Consider the following 17,549-nt stretch of genomic DNA (forward strand, 5'->3'; position numbering starts at 1 on the left):
GCGCCAACCGGAACACCGCCATGACACAGGAAACCGCCGCATTGGAACATGACAAGCTGGGCGACTCTGTCTACCAGCTGATCTGTCACGCCCTCATCCAGGGCCGGCTCAAACCCGGCGACCGACTGAAAATCCGCGATCTGGCCGAGCGCTTCGGCACCAGCGTCACCCCGGTGCGCGACGCCATCCTGCGCCTGGTACAAGAGCAAGCGCTCATCCTGAGCTCCCCGCGCGACATCCGTGTGCCGCACATGACGCTGGCGCGCTACCTGGAAATCCGCGCCATCCGGGTCAAACTGGAAGGCCTGGCCGCTGAAATGGCCGCGCTCAAGGCGGGCCCGGCGGATATCGCCCGACTGGAAGAGCTGGTGACGCGCAATCAGGCGGCGGTGGCCGCTGGCGATATCGACCTAGGCTGCGACCTCAATCAGCGCTTTCACTTTGCTCTGGTGGAAATTGCCGACATGCCCTTTCTTGTCGGCATCCTCTACCGCATCTGGCTGCAGATGGGCCCGCTGATTGCCGCCGTCTACGCCGAAGGCGGCGACGACATGATCGACTACCACCCGCCAGTGATAGACGCCATCCGTCGCCAAGACGGCGCGGCGGCCGCAGCGGCCATCGGCGCGGATATTGTCAGCGGCGGACAGGCCATGCTGCACAGACTGCAAAAGGCCGAAAACCTGTTCGATTCATGAATCCGGCGTCTGGCATACCTTCCTTCTTTTGAACAGTTGCTTGCAAGTGCCGACTTTATCTCCCACCCAGAAATGTGACTGACCTGAATTTCATCGGTGCACAGATCATGGGGGGGGACAATATGCTGGGACAACTGACAGTGCGGCAGAAACTGCTTGGCGGTTTCGCTGTCATTATCGCCTTGCTGGTGGTGCTGCTTTCCGCAGCGCTGCACAACATGGGCACCATCAACGAAAAACTGCTGGATATCACGCAAGACCGCTACCCCAAGGTAAAACTGACCCACGGCATTACCGAAAAGTCCTTGGACATAGGTCGTCAATTGCGCAGCGCAGCACTTTTCCCGGCCACTTCGGCCGACTTTCTGAGCAAGGTTGACGGCTTGAGCGCCGGGCAAAAAGACGACATGGACAAAATCGAAGCGCTCTTGTCCACCGCCAAGGGCAAGGCGCTGTTTGCCGAACTGAAAGAAAAACGAGGCGCCTTCATCGCGGCAGTAAGCGATGCGAGTGTGCTACTCAAGGCGCAAAAAGCCGCCGAAGCGGCCGATGTCATCAAAAACCGCGTCGCGCCCGCCAACAATGCCTTCATGGCCAGCCTGAAATCCTTCTCCGACTTCCAAGAGGAGCTGATGGGACATGCCAACGAAGCGGCCGCTACTGCCTATCACGATGCCGTCACCAGCATGATGACCATCGCCGTCATCGCTCTATTGCTGGCCGTCGCCACGGCATTGCTGATTGCCAGGCTGATCACCACGCCTCTGCAGAAGTCCGCCGCACTGGTGGAAAACATTCGCCGTGGCGACCTGTCCGGCCGCGACGATGCAATCCCCCCTTCCCGCGATGAAGCCTTGCAGATCGCCCGCAGCATTCAGGAAATGCGCAGCGGTCTGCGAGAGATCGTACAAGCCATCCAGCAAAACGCGCACAATGTCGCCGATTCGGCGCGAGAACTGTCCAGCATGGCCGAACATGTGGCCAATGGCGCACAACAACAGGCAGAGGCCACCAGCGAAGCCGCCGCCACCATTGAAGAACTCACGGTGAGCATCAATCATGTGGCGGACAACTCCACAGAAGCCAGCGAGCAAGCCAAAAATACCGGCACGCTGGCCCGCGACGGCGGCAAGGAGGTTATCCACTCGGTATCCCAGATTCGCGAGGTCAGCCATTCGGTGGGCGGCACCGCACATCAGATGAACGAACTGAGTCAGGAGGTGCAACGCATCGGCAGCATCGTCACCGTTATCCGCGACGTGGCCGACCAGACCAATCTGTTGGCGCTCAACGCCGCGATTGAAGCCGCCCGCGCGGGAGAAATGGGCAGAGGCTTTGCCGTGGTGGCGGATGAGGTGCGAAAGCTGGCCGAGCGCACCACGGCCTCGGCGCTGGAAATCACCCAAATGATCAATGCCATCCAGCAAGGCGTTGGCAAAGTAGTGGGCAGTATGGAACGCAGCCTGAGCAGTGTGGACAGTGTCAGCAGCAGCACCGAGCTTGCCTCCCAAACCATTGAGCGCATCAGTCACAGCACGCATGCCATTGTCAGTGCGGTGGCCAACATCACCGACTCTCTGGGAGAGCAACGCATCGCCAGCCAGAGCTTGGCGATGAATATGGAAAAGGTGTCGCAGATGGCCGAAGAAAACAGTGCCACTGTTGAGGAGCTGGCCACCACCTCCGCTCAACTCAGCGCCCTTTCGGGCAACTTGCAGGAAATCACGGCCCGCTTCCATCTCTGAGCTGTTAAAGCCAATAAAAAGGCGGACCGCAGTCCGCCTTTTTTCGGTTACCAAACCCGCGCCGCCAGCAACACTTGCGCTAAAGCGCAGGCATTGCCAGACCCCAGTCTTACTCCCGCTCCGCCGCCATGGCCAGTTGCTGATGCCGGCCCAGATTGAACATCTTGTAGGCTGCGGATACCAGCAACAGCAAGGCGCTGCCCACCAGCAGGGACACACGGGTATCCGGGTTCACGGCCATGCCGAACAGCACGCACACCAGGAAGGCAATGGTCAGATAGTTGGTGAAGGGAAACATCACCGATTTGAATGGATGGCTGGCCATCTTCTCGCTGTGCGCCATGCGGAAGCGCGCCTGACACAGCAACACGATGAACCAAGGCACCATGCCCGGCAACACGCTGGCGCTGTACACATAGACGAAAACGCGCTCCGGATTGGGAATGATGTAGTTCAGCGCCGAGCCGAAGAAAATGCAGGCGATGGTCACCCAGATGGCGTTCACCGGCACCCCGCCCTTGGATACTTTCGCGAGGAAGGACGGCAGCTGCTTGTTTTGCGCCAGCGCGTACAGCATGCGACCACAGCTGTAGATGCCGCTGTTGCACCCGGACAGCGCAGCGGTCAGCACTACGAAGTTGATCACCCCGGCAGCGGCGCTGATGCCGATTTTGGCGAATGTCAGCACAAACGGGCTGCCGTGGCTGCCAATCTGGTTCCACGGATAAATGGCCACGATCACAAAGATGGCGCCGACATAGAAAATCAGGATGCGCCAGATGATGTTGTTGATCGCGCGTTTAAGCGTCACTTGCGGATTCTTGGCCTCGCCGGCGGTAATGCCCACCAGCTCTACGCCCTGATAGGCCGCCACCACCAGACAGAGGGCAAACAGGAAGCCCTTCCAGCCGCCGGCGAAGAAGCCGCCATGCTGCGCAAGATTGGCGAAGCCGATGGCGGGCATGTCGCCGCCGCCCACCAGGATCAGCTTCAGTCCCACCAGGATCATCACCACGATGGTGGAAATCTTGATCAAGCCGAACCAGAACTCAAACTCGCCGTACAGGCGCACAGCCAGCAGGTTGGAGGCCGCCAGAATGCCGACGAAAGCCAGCGCAGGCACCCATTGCGGCAAATCGGGGAACCAGTACTGCACATACACCCCCGCCGCCGTGATTTCCGAAATGCCCACGGCAATCCACATGAACCAGTAGGCCCAGGCTGTGAGGTAGCCCCAATAGGGGCTGATGTACTTGTACGCGTAAAAGGCGAAGGATCCGGCCACCGGTTCGGTGTACAGCATCTCGCCCATGGTGCGCATGATGAAGAAGATGAATAGGCCGGCGATGGAGTACGCCAGCAAGACGGAGGGGCCGGTCCACTTGAGCGTGCTGGCGGAGCCCATGAACAGGCCCACCCCAATAGTGCCGCCCAGCGCGATCAGCTCGATGTGCCGAGCCTCCAGCCCGCGCTGCAGTTTCTTGTCGACTTGATTATCTGACACGATGCTATTTCCCACTTGTTTTGATATGTCTCTGCGAATGACTTTATCGCCAAATCATTCTGGCAACCGGCAAGATCATGAATATTGATCTTGCTCACATTCAAATGCTAACCAGCATTTGAATTCGCAACAAGCTGGGGAAATCCATTAAAAACAGGCACTTTTTGATTATTTTCGGATTGCCGAACAGTAATTGTGTATCAAATTCGGATTTCCGAACCACATTATCAATTTACGTGGCAACACCCAGGAAAATGGCTTTCATTGAAAGCACTTCAAAAGCAAAAAAAGGCCTGAGGCGGCCTGACGCCGGCTTATTTCATAAAGCCTTGTCGCAATCAGGCAAAACCAGCACCCGTCCGTCATGATCGTAAGCCACATTCCTTGACGCCAAACAGAAAGCCCGGCTGTCGCCGGGCTTTCCAAAACCGGGGCCGGCCAGTTTGTTGGCCGCCCCGCTGATGGCAGTACTAAAGAGCACAGATAAAACCTCGCGTCACCTCTGAGCCAAGACGCGCCGACGCGGTCAAGTCACCCAATGCGACAGGGCGCGCAACGCAGGAATTCCGGTGTTGTTTGCGGGTTTTACTTGCTCAGATACAAATCATCAAACACGTCATTGGTGAGGTAGTACACCTCCCCCTCGTGCGAAATGCGGGACACCTTGCCGTCGCAATAGGAGTTGCCGCGCTCGATGACGTATTCCCCCTCCTCCAGCAACACCTTGGTGTTGTTCTTCTGCAGATAGGCAACCGTGCCGGCCGGCACATGCAGCGTAGTTTTGAGCTCTTGTTCAGCCATGGTTTGCTCCTTTGTTGTTCGATGGGGTGCCAGCAGCATATCAGGCTTGTCGTTTCAATGCCTTGACGGGCCGCGGCAAATACTGCCCGTCGTAGGGGAAATGCAACGTCAGTCGCTTAGAGCGGCCAACAAAATTCCTGATGCTGCGTTGTGCCTCCTGGCCGTACTCAAGTACTGACTGCGTCGGCGCGCCTTGCCTCTGCCGTGATACTGATTTTTGTTAGCCGCTCTTATTCCGTCTTACTGACAGCTATTTGAAATGAATGATTGTCAATATTTGCACTATTCCAACACTGATAGTTTTTAATCGGCAAAACCCATGTCTTCTTGCAAATTTATGTGAAAGAAACCCTGGTCATAACTAAACTTTGTCTGACAAAAGCCAGCCATCAAACAAGGCGGCATTGCGGCAGGGAGGCCACATGAAGCGAAACCAATTCAGCAAGACCATCATCGCAGCCGCCATGGCGTCGCTGGGAGCGCCGGCCCTGGCGGCCACCTACGCGCCCTGGCTGACGCAAATCGGACTGAACGACAGTATTCTTTCCGCCAGCAACTGGGGCAAAGGCGTGCTCATCGGTGTGGTGGACACTGGTATTCAGCCCGCCAGCCCGGCTTTCGCCAAAGGCCAGATTTCCACATCGCTCAGCAGCTGCGCCGCCGTCAGCTTTCCTTGCGGCAACGGCTATATCGACGACAATAGCCACGGCACCGCCGTCGCCTCTATCGCCGCAGCCAACGCCGTCTCTCAGTTCACCACCAACACGGGGATGTACGCCGTCAAGGCCGGCAATGTCATCAGCGTGGCCCCCAATGCCAACCTCGTGGCGGAAAAAGTACTGAGCGCCGCCGGCAGCGGCTACTCTACCGATGTGGCCAACGGCATCATCAAGGCCGCCAACGCCGGGGCTTCGGTAATCAATCTCTCACTGACTTACGGCAACAGCGGCGACCTGGTCAACGCGGTGAACTACGCCGCATCCAAAGGCGTGTTTATTGTCTGGGCCGGCGGCAACAGCTCTCAGGCCTTGCTTGGCAACGCCAACAGCAACGGACTGACCGCCGCCGCGATCAGCCATCTGATACTGGTGGGTTCGGTCAATGCCGGCAATGGCCTGTCCAGCTTCAGCAATACGCCGGGCGGCGGCAAGCTGATCAGCACCACAGGCGCCAGCACCAGCTATGCCAGCCGCTGGGTGATGGCCCCGGGAGAGGGCATCCTCGCTCCCTATGTCAGCTATGGCAGCAACGCCTGGGGTTACTGGAGCGGCACCTCCATGTCCGCACCCGTGGTCAGCGGCTCCATTGCCCTGCTGGAGTCCACATGGAAGGTGCTGCAAACACAGGGCACCGCTGGCAATCTGCTGCTGGCCACGGCCAAGGATCTGGGCGCCGCCGGCGTGGACAGCACCTATGGCAATGGGCTTGTCAATCTTGGCGCAGCCTTTCAGCCGGTGGGCGGACTCAACGTGACCGGCAGCAATGGCAAGTCCATCAGCGTTTACAGCCTGACCGGCAGCATGATTACCGGCGGAGCGCTGGGGAGTTTGTCCTCCGTGCAGAAACTGCTGGCCAACTACACCGCTTTTGACGGCTACCAGCGCAATTTCAGCGTCAACCTGTCGGGGCTCATCCTCAGCAAGAGCAGCCCGGCCACCTTGAACCCGCTGCCCTCAAACCCCAACACCGGCCCGACCGTCATCAAGCTGCAAAACGGTGGCGAGCTTGCCTTGCTGCAATTGGATACTGCGGACGACAGCTTGCCGCCGACGCTGATGCGCGCCGCACCCAGTCGCAGCCCAAAAATCGGCTTCGCCATGATGACGGACCGCCAGGGCAGCAGCCTGGCGCTGGGCTATGGGGTACCGGTACAGTACGCTTTCGCCAAATCCCTGTACGCCGATGAAAACCTCGCTTTGCAGGCGGAAGAGCTGTCGCGGTTGCGCCTGAGCAGCCTTGCCGAGGGCGGCGGCCTTGCCAGCTATGGCATGAAACTGGGCGACGATACTCGCGTGGCCATTTCCTGGAGCGGCAGTCAGTCCGTCACCGGCTTGCAAACCGATACCACGGGGTACGCCGAGAGCAGCGGCCGCAACATGAGTGTCGGCTTCAGCAGCAAACTCACCCCAGCGCTCAGCGCCGGCATGACGGTTTCCTTGCTCAACCAGCAACACGGGCTGCTTGGCAGCAGTTACGCATCCGACTCCCCGTTGGCCTTGTCGGACAGCACCCGCACAGTGGGCGTCAATCTCAACGCCAGTTATCTGTTGAGCGGACGTGACACCTTGCTGCTGGAGGCAGGCTTTGCACGCAGCGACGCCACCAGCGGCGCGGGCTTGCTGGCGGGCACCAGCGCGCTGGGCGCGCGCTCCTGGGGCGTGAGCCTGCAACACCGGGAATTGTTCCGCCCGGACGACAGGCTCACGCTTTCCGTCATGCAGCCCTTACGGGTAAGCAGTGGCCGGATCGGTGTGGTCTCGCCGACAGTGGATGCGGACACCGGCTTGCCGGGCTGGCATACCGAGTGGGTCAGCGCAGCGCCTTCCGGCCAGGAGCGGGATTATCAACTGGGCTACGCAGCGCGGCTGCCGCACCAGCAGGCCCTTGGGGTTTCCATGGGATACAACAAGGATGCGGACAATATCAGCGGCAACAATCAGTGGCATGCCGGCGTTAGCTGGTCGGCGCGTTTCTGAGCATTACCCCAGTAACAAGGCCGCCCTCCGGCGGCCTTGTTACATATCCAACGCATGGGGCCGCAAACGCCCCAGTGCCTCTTCAGCCAACCTTTGCATCAACCCGGACTCAGCCTCGGAAGGCGGATGCTGGCGCGCCAGCAAGGCGTACACGGTCACCGGTATCGCCGGCGTCAGTTCTCGCGCGGCGACACCCTCCCCCTGATCCTGCACGGTAAAAGGATCGGCGATCGCCAAGCCCTCGCCCAGCGCCGTCAGACGGCTGGCCAACTGATAGGTTTGCACGCGAGTGCGAATCTGCGGCGCCACTCCGGCCTGTTCGCAGGAAAGCGCAAACAATCGTCCCATGCGGTCATCGTCCGGCAAGCCCAGCATGGCCACGCCATCCAGCTCGGCAATATCCAGCGGCTGGCGCTGTACAGAAGCCTCCCAATAGCCGGCCGGCGCCAACACCTGCAAACAACCTTCGGCCAAGGGACGCGCCTCGATGCCGGGATGATCTGGCTGACGCATGCCAAAACCCACATCCAGCTCACCCAGCAACAAGCCCTCCACCAGTTCGCGCGTGTGATGAGTGGAAAGCTCGCAAAAGACGGCTGGAAAATCGCTCCGCCAGGCTTTGAATGCCGCTGGCAGCACGCCCCCGGCCAGCGCCGGCGTGGCGGCAACGCGCAAGCTCTCCGCCCCTCCGCGCCGCAACATGTCGGCTTTGCGGCGCAACACTTGCAGCCGCTGGTTCAACTCGTCCACATCGGCAAACAGCGCCAGCGCCTCGTGGGTGGGCGACAGCTTGCCTTTGTGGCGCTCAAACAGGGCGAAGCCCAGTTGCCGCTCCGCCTGCTGCAACGCTTTGCTGGCCGCCGGTTGCGAGACATGCAGGCTCTGCGCCGCTGCGCTGATGCTGCCGGCCTGCATGATGGCGTTGAAGATTTCGATGTGTCGCAATTTCATGGCAAGGCCCGCGCGCTAGCGCAGATAGACATCCTCAAACTCAAAGGAACCGTTAGGGTTCATGACGAAACCCTCCACTTCCTTACGCATCGGGATGTAGATGCGAGAGTGGGCCATGGTGATCCACGGGCGCTCGCGCTTGAAGATGTCCTGGGCCTTCAAATAATAGGTGGCGCGCTGTTTCTTGTCGGTGGTTTGCCGCGCCTTTTGCAGCAGGTCGTCAAACTCCTTGTTGCAGAAGCGCTGTCCATCCTTGCTGACGCTGCAGGACAAAGTACCCCAGAGAAAATCGTCCGGATCGCCGGAATCGCTGGTCCAGCCGCTCATGTATACATCATGCTCGCCCTGCCCCGCGCGTTTGAGGTACTCGCCCCATTCATAGCTCTGGATATTGGCTTTCACGCCGATTTTGGCCCAGTCCTGCTGGATCATCTGCGCCATCAGCTTGCCGTTGGGGTTGGTGGGGCGCTGCACCGGCAGAGCCCACAGATTCAAGACAAAGCCATCCGGATAGCCGGCTTTGGCCAACAATTGCCGGGCCTTGGCGGGGTTGTATTCGTTGCGGTTCTTGCTGTTCCAGCCCCAGACGCTGGGCGGGAAGGGATTAATGGCCTGGGTCGCCCCGCCCTTGGGGAACAGCGCCTTGAACAGCGCGTCGCGATCAATGGCGATATCCAGCGCCACGCGCACATCGCGCTTAGCCAGCTGCGGGCGCTTCAAGTTGTAAGCGAGATAGGAAATATTGGTGGCGCCGGTGCTGGCCACCTTCAGGCTTTTATCAGCCTCAATGCTGTCAAGATCAGACTCGCGCACTGCCGCCGCCAACTGGCACTCATACCCCTTGAGCTTCTGGATGCGCACTTGCGGATCGGTGACGATGGCAAAAATCAGGTTTTGCGTTTTCTGTTTCTTGCCCCAGTAAACCGGGTTGGCGCTGTAGCGTACCGCGGAATCCTTCACGTAAGCCTTGAACTGGTACGGACCGGTGCCCACCGGGTACTGATTGATATCCGCAGCGCGGCCTTCGGCCAACAGTTTGCCGGCGTACTCGGCGGACTGCATGCCGGCAAAACCCATGGCGAGGAATGACAGGAAAGTGGCGTTGCGCTCCTTCAGGCGTATTTTCACCGTATACGGATCCACCCGGGTCACGGCGCTGACGGATTGCGACAGTCCATAATCATTGGGGCCCAGCAACTGTGTCTTGAAAGCCTTGTTGAAGGGATGCTCCGGGTTGATCCAGCGGCTGATGGTAAACACCACGTCATCGGCATTGAAATCGCGGCCGGGCTTGAAGTAGTCCGTCGTCTGGAACTTCACCCCCTTGCGCAGGTGAAAAACGTATTCGAGGCCATCCGGCGAGATGTCCCAGGACGTAGCCAGCACAGGGATGATTTCCGTGCCGCCGCGCTTGAATTTCACCAGCCCCTGAAAAATCTGACGGGTAACATTGTAAGTGGACGCGCTGTCCCACAAAGCAGGATCGAAACCCTCAGGCGCAGTTTCCGCACAAAACACCAAAGGACGGCCGGCCTGAACGGCGGTGGAGGCGAAGCCGGCAAGCAGACCGGCCAACAGCAAGCTACAAAAGCGCATTATTGTTCTCCTGGCGCAAGAGGCGGTTCAGGTTTGCCGAACGCGGCTGCCGGCCTCCTCCTGAACAGCATCCAAAATGGGTGGGTTGATTCTAGAGCGACGCCAATGCGCGTCACCAATGAAAATGCATGCATCAACCATAACTTCAGGTTATGCATCAAAGCAAGGCAGCACTCACCTGAACACCAAACCATAACTTTCAGCTATGGAGACAGCTCTTCTTTTCATTGGGCAAGCCGCGGGCCGGCTGACTAAGCTTGCTTCCAGAAAGGACTGTCATGCCCCATATCTGCATCATCGGCGCAGGCGTCATCGGCCTCACCACTGCGTGGAGACTGGCCGAAGACGGCCATCAGATCACGCTGATAGATGGCGGCGAGCAAGCCGCCAGCGGCGCCAGCCACGCCAATGGCGGGCAACTCAGCTACCACTACATTGCCCCCTTGGCCGATGCCGGCATGCCGCTCAAGGCACTGGGCTGGCTGTTGCAGTCTGACGCGCCCATGCGCTGGCAACCCGCAGCCGACCTGGCGCAATGGCGCTGGCTATGGCGTTTTCTGCTGGCCTGCAACACCGCCACCCACCAGCGCAATCTGCTCAAACTATGGCAGCTGGCCATGCACAGCCGCCTGCAAATGCGGGATTTCGCCGCCCTGCCTCATGCCGACTACGCCCGCCAATGCAACGGCAAGCTGGTGGTGTTTCGCAGCGCCGCGGGCTTTGCCGCGGCCCGGCGCGGCATGACTGCGCTGGCCCGCCTGGGTGCGGAACAACAAGCACTGGACGGGGCTGCCTGCCTGGCGCTGGAACCCGCGCTGGCAGCGGTGGCCTACCGCCTGGCGGGCGGAATATTCACAGCAGCAGAAGAAGTCGCCGACTGTCTGCAGTTCTGCCAAAAGCTGGAAGCGCGCCTGCTGACGCTGCCCAACGTCAGATTGCGGTACCGGACACAAGCTACCGGCTTCGGCCAACATCAGGGCCGCATCGACAGCGTACAACTCGACCACGGCGACGCCATTGCTTGCAACCATGTGGTGATTGCCGCCGGCTGCCACAGCCCTGCTCTGGCCCGCCTGCTGGGCGACCGGTTAAACCTTTACCCACTCAAAGGCTACAGCCTCGACATGCCCGCCGGTGCCCAGCCGCCTACCGTCAGCATCACCGACGCCGACCACAAGATTCTCTATGCGCCCATCAACGGACGACTGCGCGTGGCGGCGCTGGCCGACCTGACGGGCATGGATGACAGCCTGGACCCACAACGCCTGCAAAGCCTGACGCGCCGCATTGCCGCCGACATGCCCATGGCCGGCAAGCTGCCGCACGCCCGGCCATGGGCAGGACTGCGCCCCGCCACCCCGGACGGTCTGCCGCTGATCGGCAAGGGGCGGTACGACAATGCCTGGTACAACACCGGCCACGGCGCGCTTGGCTTCACGCTGGCGGCGGGCAGTGCCGACTTGCTGGCGCGCCGCATTGCAGGCGAACAAGAGCCGGCATCCTTGCGCGGCCTCTTCCAGCCCGGCTAAGCGCCGCTGACAACACCTCGCAGAGACTCTGTACCAAGCTGCGCCGGCGCATACGGTGCATGAAGTGCAACAAGAAAGATCAACGCAGTATCAGGGCTTTTGTTAACCGCGCTAAGTCAGTCTTCTTGACCCGATAATGCACAATGGGAAACACTGAAGCGCCACTTTGCAGCGGCAGCGGCTGGTCCGCACATACAGACACAGAAACAATCACACGCACATGACACCTATCACCCCACTCCCCAATGCCCTTGGGCCTGGCGCGCACATTGCCATCATCGCTCCCGCCGGCCCCGCCCTGCCCGAACGCCGCGACGCGGTGCTCGCCTGGCTGACTGCCCGCGGCATGGGCGGCGAGTTGCTGCCCGGCGTGTTTCAGCGGCAAGACTATCTGTCCGGGCCGGATGAGCAGCGGCTGGCCGACCTGCACATGGCGTTTGCCGAAGCGCGCTTCGACGCCGTGTTCTGCTTGCGCGGCGGCTATGGCACCCCCCGGCTGCTGCCTAACCTTGACCTGTCGCTGATTGCCCGCCATCCCAAACCCTTTGTCGGTTACAGCGACATCACCGCGCTACACATTGCCTTCAATCAGGCTGGCCTGCCTACTTTTCATGGCCCGATGCTGGCCTCCGACCTGGCCGTCAATGGCGACCAGCAGCATGAACATGCGCTGTTCAAGCTGCTAGCCGGCAAGCTGGCCGCCGGCGCGGACGTCCCCACGGCTACAGGCTTCCCCTTGCAAACGCTGCGAGGCGGCAAGGCGCGCGGCCCCCTGCTGGGCGGCAATCTGGCGCTCGTCGCCGCACTGGCAGGCACGCCCTGGGCCCTGCGCGGCGATGGCGCCGTCCTGTTTCTGGAAGACGTGGGGGAAGAACCATACCGCATCGACCGCATGCTGAACCAGCTGAAACAGTGCGGTCTGCTTGGGCGCGTCGCCGGTGTCATCTTGGGCGACTTTGCCCTGCCGCAAGGCGTGGATGCGCAAGCGCTGGCGCCGCTGTGGCAACACTATCTGTTGCCGCTGGGCGTACCGGTGCTGGCCGGCTGGCGCAGCGGACACTGCTTCCCCAACATGCCCTTGCCGCTGGGGGTTGCCGTGGAACTGGACGCCGACGCCGGCCGTCTCACCTTGCTGCAGGATATTTTTGCTGAAAGAACCCCCGCATGACTGCTGCCGTACCCCACATCATCGCGCTGGAAGACATGCTGGCGCATCCGGAATACCTGTCGCTGCGCGAAATTCCCGGCCTGCATCTTGATCTGCGCTACGCCAGCGACAACAACTTCATCGGTCATGATCTTTACGGCCGCTTTGACGGCGCCTATCTGCATCAGCAAGCCGCCGCCCAATTGCAAAAAGCCGTCGCCCTGCTGGCCGCGCGTAAGCCCGATTGGCGTTTCCGCGTACTGGACGCCTTGCGACCGGGCCGCGTGCAGCGCGTGCTGTGGGCCAAGGTGGCGGGCACGCCGGAGGAAATCTACGTGGCGGACCCGGACAAGGGCTCCATTCACAGTTTCGGCATGGCCATAGACATTACGCTGGATGATGAAGACGGCAATGAAGTGGACATGGGCACCCCCTTCGACGACTTCACCTTGCTGGCCCACCCCGCGCACGAGCCCACCATGTTGGCCGAAGGCCGCCTGAGCCAAGCGCAGCTGGCCAACCGCCAGCTGTTGCGCGACTGCCTGTACGGCGCGGGATTTCACGGCATACCTGCCGAATGGTGGCACTTCGACGCCGCAGACAAACACTGGATCCGCCAGCATCTGGCGCTGGTGGAATAAGCGCGACCGTCAAAACCCCGCATCAACCCCGAGCCAAGGCGCGCCGACCCGGGCAATGCACGCATCAGAACAAGAAGACGCCACGCGGGGTCGGTTTTTTGTCAGCGGCCCAGACAGGATAGCGGAGTCGCGCCGCCGTCAACCCCGCCCGGCCAGCCCGGGCTTTTTTGCGTCACCCCATCCCCCATCAATGCCAGCCGGCTTGACGCGCTTCGGCAAACAGCGTTTCAATGCTGCAAATCTGAAAAACAATTTAAACAAATTCAAAAACCCTGGCGGGGCGTGCGTCAACCCGGACCACTAGATGAGAGACATCATTACCTATAGCAGCGCGGCATCTTTCGCCCAGCTGCAGGCCAAGATCCACAACATCGTCGGCCAATGCCGCGATGAGCCTTTGCGCCGTCTCTGCCAGGGAGCGGTGGAGCGCATTTTCTCGGTCAAAGCCATGCTGTGCATGCCTTTCGACATGGTTTACTCCAGCCAGGCCGCGCGCTTGGACGCCGAGATGGGCCCTGCGGCTTTCGCCGAATTCGCCCGTTCGGAAGACGGACTCTCCCACATGGAGTACGAGCTGCACCGGGTGTTCGATTTCATCGAACGGCAGCACGGTCACGTGGTGTTCGAACGCCTCAACGGCCTTGCGGCGGCACTGGCCTGGGACATCATCGAAGCACTGATGCGCGACTTCATCGAGCAAAGTTGCAACCGCTACCCCCTCTATCTGCTGGATGCGCTGGACAAGCTCAAACCCATACACCGCAACAAACTGTTCCGCAGCGAAGTGATGCAGCGCCATCAGTTCTCGGTGCACGAAAAGCTGGGCACCATCCTGCTGGAAGAAAACAATATTCGCGGCATCGACCGCCTGCGACTATGGAGCAAGTTGCTGTTCCCCGAAGAAGCCTTGCTGCTGGCTTTTCTGGAAGATCCGGTGCTGGACACCCTGCAACGGCGGCGCGATGCGCTGATTCACACGCGCCAGCAACAGGAAGGCGCGCTGGCAGTGGGACGCGATGAGGTCAATCTGGCGGTGATCCGCGCAGTGAAACTGTGCGTGATGCTGTCGATGGATGTCAGCGTGGGCAAGGCGCCCACATTGACGGAAGACAGCGCGGAACTGCTGCTATAAAAAAATCGCCCGGCCAGAAACTGGCCGGGACGGAACGTATAGCGGGGATAGGTACGAAGCAAGGCTTCGTTTTCAATTTATAGCTTTCAAATAAAGCCTCGTCATCAGTACAAATACTTACATGTCGCCTTGGTAATAAAAAAAGCACCCCGTAGGGTGCTTTTTTTGCGCCGCGAGCGAATCGCCCGCGCCTTGAACCGCTTAACCTTCCACCTTGGCCATCTTGCGACGCTCGTGCTCTTGCAGGTAACGCTTGCGGATGCGGATGGATTTCGGCGTGATTTCCACCAGTTCGTCATCATCGATGAACTCGACGGCGGACTCCAGCGTCAGCTTGACCGGGGTGGTCAGGCGAACGGCTTCGTCAGTGCCGGAAGCACGCACGTTGGTCAGCTGCTTGCCCTTCACCGGGTTGACCACCAGGTCGTTGTCGCGGCTGTGAATACCGATGATCATGCCTTCGTACAGCTTGTCGCCCGGGGAGACAAACATGCGACCGCGATCTTCCAGCTTCCACAGCGCGTAAGCCACAGCTTCGCCGTTTTCCTGGGAAATCAGCACGCCATTGTGACGGCCCGGCATATCCGGCTTCACCGGCGCGTAGTCGTCAAACACGTGGCTCATCAGGCCGGTGCCGCGGGTCATGGTCATGAAGTCGGACTGGAAGCCGATCAGGCCGCGAGCCGGAATGTGGTATTCCAGACGCGTGCGGCCCATGCCGTCGGATTCCATATTGGTCAGCTCGCCGCGGCGACGGCCGATTTCTTCCATGATGCCGCCCTGATGATCGTCTTCCAGGTCGATGGACAGGTTTTCATACGGCTCGCACTTCTCACCGTTGATTTCCTTGTAAACCACACGCGGCTTGGCCACGGCCATTTCGAAGCCTTCGCGACGCATGTTTTCCAGCAGGATGGTCAGGTGCAGTTCGCCGCGACCGGATACGCGGAAGATATCGGAGTCGCCGGTATCTTCAACGCGCAGGGCAACGTTGGTCAGCAGCTCCTTGGTCAGGCGATCGCGGATCTGGCGGGAAGTCACGAACTTGCCTTCGGTACCGGCCAGCGGCGAGGTGTTGACCATGAAGTCCATGGTCAGGGTCGGCTCGTCCACGCCCAGCACCGGCAGACCAACAGGTTGATCCTTGTCGCAGATGGTCACGCCGATACCAATATCATCCAGACCGGAAATGATAATGATGTCGCCGGCTTCGGCTTCTTCCACCGGAACGCGGTCCAGGCCCTTGTAACCCAGCACCTGGTTGATGCGGCCGGAAGCCACTTGTTCTTCATGGTTCATTACCACCACTTGCTGACCCGGCTTGATGCGGCCGTTCAGTACGCGGCCAACGCCCAGGCGGCCGGTGTAGGTGGAGTAGTCCAGCGCGGAAATCTGCAATTGCAGCGGCGCTTCGGCGTCGCCCGGAGGGGTCGGCACGTGCTTGAGCACGGTGTCGAACAGCGGACGCATGTTGTCGGAGGTTTCGTCCAGTTCCAGCTTGGCGAAGCCGTTCAGGCCGGAAGCGTAGATGATGGGGAAGTCGAGCTGTTCGTCGCTGGCACCCAGCTTGTCGAACAGGTCGAAGGTTTGGTCCACCACCCAGTCCGGACGCGCGCCCGGACGGTCAACCTTGTTGATGACCACGATCGGGCGCAGGCCCAGGGCCAGTGCTTTCTTGGTCACGAAACGGGTTTGCGGCATCGGGCCTTCAACGGCATCCACCAGCAGCAGCACGCCATCCACCATGCCCAGCACGCGCTCCACCTCGCCGCCGAAGTCGGCGTGTCCCGGGGTGTCAACGATGTTGATGTGCACGCCTTCATAATCGATGGCGGTGTTCTTGGCCAGAATGGTAATGCCACGCTCTTTTTCAAGATCGTTGCTGTCCATTACGCGCTCGTCTACCTGCTGGTTCTCGCGGAAGGTGCCGGACTGGCGCAGCAACTGGTCAACGAGGGTGGTTTTGCCATGGTCCACGTGGGCGATAATGGCAATATTACGAATCTGTCGGGTCATATCTCGGAAATCGGCTTGAGGAGTGAGATGAAGCAGAAAAATCCCACGATTCTACCACGTTACACGGGATTCCCCCAAAGCATTATCGCGACAGGGGATGTTGTTTTAGTTACACTGCGCCCGATTCTGGCTAGCGCGCAGCGCGATCAAGGAGTTCGACATGTATGACTGGGACGCCCTCTGGCATGAACACGAAGGCTTTCGCACCGGTTTTTGCGTGCAGCACAACGACGCCAACCTGTTGGCCGAAGACCTGTCCGCCACGCTGATTCACCCCGCGCAGGGCGCGGACGGCGTCGCCGTTTATGAAACAGCGGACAAATACATTCTTGCCGGCCACGACGACGGGCTGCAGATGGTGGAAGTACTCAAGCACGGCCTGTTCGACATCACCTTGCGACTGGTCACTGAAGATGAAGGCGCGGACGCGGCCCTGCCTTATGTGGAAATCCACGTCGACAACCTCGCCACGGAAGAGCAGGCCGTCTGGCGCGGCGAAGTACAACTGGACGATGAAGGCCGCATCTGGGTAGGCAAACGCACACTGAATGAAAACGTGTTGCCGGCCATGCCGTTCGACGAGCTGTCCTTCACCGACAACGCCCGCTTCCGCGACGAACTGCATCGGGTGTGGCAGGAAGACCTGCCGCAATTGCGCCCGCTGATCGAAGCCTGGTTCAAGGGTGAACCACTGGGCGAAGACGACGCGCCGCATCACTACGGCGACGAGGCCCGCGTACAGCAGATTTGCGACCGCTACGCGGAGATCGTCCGCCGCGAGCAAGCCGCGCTGTCGCGCCTTTTCTCCGACGCGGAGCTGGGCCTGATCGCTCACGTACTGCGCAGCGTGCGCTTTGAAGATGCCGCATCCTGCCGCGGCGTGTGGCTGGCGGTAGAAGCCCGCATTCTCGATGAAGAACTGGACCAGCGTTTCAAGCTTGACGGCGAGGCCTTGCTGAGCAAGATGAAAACGCTTGGCTACGCACAGGAAGTAGCGTTGATTGAAGCGCTGTCGCCGCTGCCGGAAGCCGCTTCGGCCAACCTTGGCTAAGCGCGCAGCCGCCAATAAAAAGGGCGGCCATCAAGGCCGCCC

The 17,549-nt window shown here is 60.3% G+C and carries 13 protein-coding genes; 8 read left to right on the forward strand and 5 right to left on the reverse strand.

Annotated elements, in window-relative coordinates:
• Window positions 1–20: 20 nt before the first annotated feature.
• Both Q0P52_RS12005 and Q0P52_RS12010 read left to right on the forward strand, forming a co-directional pair.
• On the forward strand, window positions 21–698 hold the full coding sequence (locus tag Q0P52_RS12005; protein ID WP_293762636.1) for a GntR family transcriptional regulator: 678 nt from the start codon (window positions 21–23) through the stop codon (window positions 696–698).
• A 107-nt stretch (window positions 699–805) separates the two neighbouring features.
• Window positions 806–2,443, forward strand: a complete 1,638-nt coding sequence (locus Q0P52_RS12010) for a methyl-accepting chemotaxis protein (RefSeq protein ID WP_293813718.1) — start codon at window positions 806–808, stop codon at window positions 2,441–2,443.
• Window positions 2,444–2,552: 109 nt separating this feature from the next.
• Here the strand turns inward: Q0P52_RS12010 and Q0P52_RS12015 are convergent, their stop codons facing one another.
• Window positions 2,553–3,947 (reverse strand): amino acid permease, encoded by a 1,395-nt coding sequence (locus Q0P52_RS12015; RefSeq protein ID WP_293762640.1) that lies wholly within the window; start codon window positions 3,945–3,947, stop codon window positions 2,553–2,555.
• A 585-nt stretch (window positions 3,948–4,532) separates the two neighbouring features.
• A complete protein-coding gene (locus tag Q0P52_RS12020; protein WP_293762642.1) occupies window positions 4,533–4,748 on the reverse strand; it encodes a hypothetical protein in 216 nt (71 codons plus the stop codon).
• A 422-nt stretch (window positions 4,749–5,170) separates the two neighbouring features.
• On the opposite strand from Q0P52_RS12020, the gene Q0P52_RS12025 reads away from it, so the two are divergent.
• Complete coding sequence (locus tag Q0P52_RS12025) at window positions 5,171–7,444, forward strand: S8 family serine peptidase (protein WP_293762644.1); 2,274 nt, start codon at window positions 5,171–5,173, stop codon at window positions 7,442–7,444.
• 39 nt (window positions 7,445–7,483) lie between these two features.
• On the opposite strand, the gene Q0P52_RS12030 is transcribed toward Q0P52_RS12025, so the two are convergent.
• Together Q0P52_RS12030 and Q0P52_RS12035 are read right to left on the reverse strand one after the other, a co-directional pair.
• A complete protein-coding gene (locus Q0P52_RS12030) occupies window positions 7,484–8,395 on the reverse strand; it encodes a LysR family transcriptional regulator (protein ID WP_293762646.1) in 912 nt (303 codons plus the stop codon).
• A gap of 15 nt (window positions 8,396–8,410) precedes the next feature.
• A complete protein-coding gene (locus Q0P52_RS12035; RefSeq protein WP_293762648.1) occupies window positions 8,411–9,991 on the reverse strand; it encodes an ABC transporter substrate-binding protein in 1,581 nt (526 codons plus the stop codon).
• A 278-nt stretch (window positions 9,992–10,269) separates the two neighbouring features.
• Here Q0P52_RS12035 and Q0P52_RS12040 point away from each other — a divergent pair, with 278 nt between their 5' ends.
• The 4 genes from Q0P52_RS12040 to Q0P52_RS12055 all read left to right on the forward strand — a co-directional run bounded on the left by Q0P52_RS12040 (window position 10,270) and on the right by Q0P52_RS12055 (window position 14,440).
• The gene (locus tag Q0P52_RS12040) at window positions 10,270–11,520 is read left to right on the forward strand and encodes a D-amino acid dehydrogenase (protein WP_293762650.1); all 1,251 of its coding nucleotides are present in this window, start codon (window positions 10,270–10,272) and stop codon (window positions 11,518–11,520) included.
• A gap of 220 nt (window positions 11,521–11,740) precedes the next feature.
• On the forward strand, window positions 11,741–12,688 hold the full coding sequence (locus tag Q0P52_RS12045; protein WP_293762652.1) for an LD-carboxypeptidase: 948 nt from the start codon (window positions 11,741–11,743) through the stop codon (window positions 12,686–12,688).
• Window positions 12,685–13,308 (forward strand): M15 family metallopeptidase, encoded by a 624-nt coding sequence (locus Q0P52_RS12050; RefSeq protein WP_293762654.1) that lies wholly within the window; start codon window positions 12,685–12,687, stop codon window positions 13,306–13,308. The genes Q0P52_RS12045 and Q0P52_RS12050 overlap by 4 nt, the downstream gene beginning before the upstream one ends.
• Before the next feature lie 304 nt (window positions 13,309–13,612).
• Window positions 13,613–14,440 carry a hypothetical protein gene (locus Q0P52_RS12055; RefSeq protein ID WP_293762656.1) on the forward strand — a complete coding sequence of 276 codons (828 nt, stop codon included), beginning with the start codon at window positions 13,613–13,615 and terminating at the stop codon, window positions 14,438–14,440.
• Between the two features lie 201 nt (window positions 14,441–14,641).
• Here the strand turns inward: Q0P52_RS12055 and typA are convergent, their stop codons facing one another.
• A complete protein-coding gene (typA, locus tag Q0P52_RS12060) occupies window positions 14,642–16,456 on the reverse strand; it encodes a translational GTPase TypA (RefSeq protein ID WP_293762658.1) in 1,815 nt (604 codons plus the stop codon).
• A 160-nt stretch (window positions 16,457–16,616) separates the two neighbouring features.
• Here typA and Q0P52_RS12065 point away from each other — a divergent pair, with 160 nt between their 5' ends.
• Entirely contained in the window at window positions 16,617–17,507 is an 891-nt protein-coding gene (locus Q0P52_RS12065; protein ID WP_293762660.1) for a hypothetical protein, read from the forward strand.
• The last annotated feature ends 42 nt before the right edge of the window (window positions 17,508–17,549 follow it).

The organism is uncultured Aquitalea sp. (genome assembly GCF_945957525.1).
Classification (GTDB): domain Bacteria; phylum Pseudomonadota; class Gammaproteobacteria; order Burkholderiales; family Chromobacteriaceae; genus Aquitalea.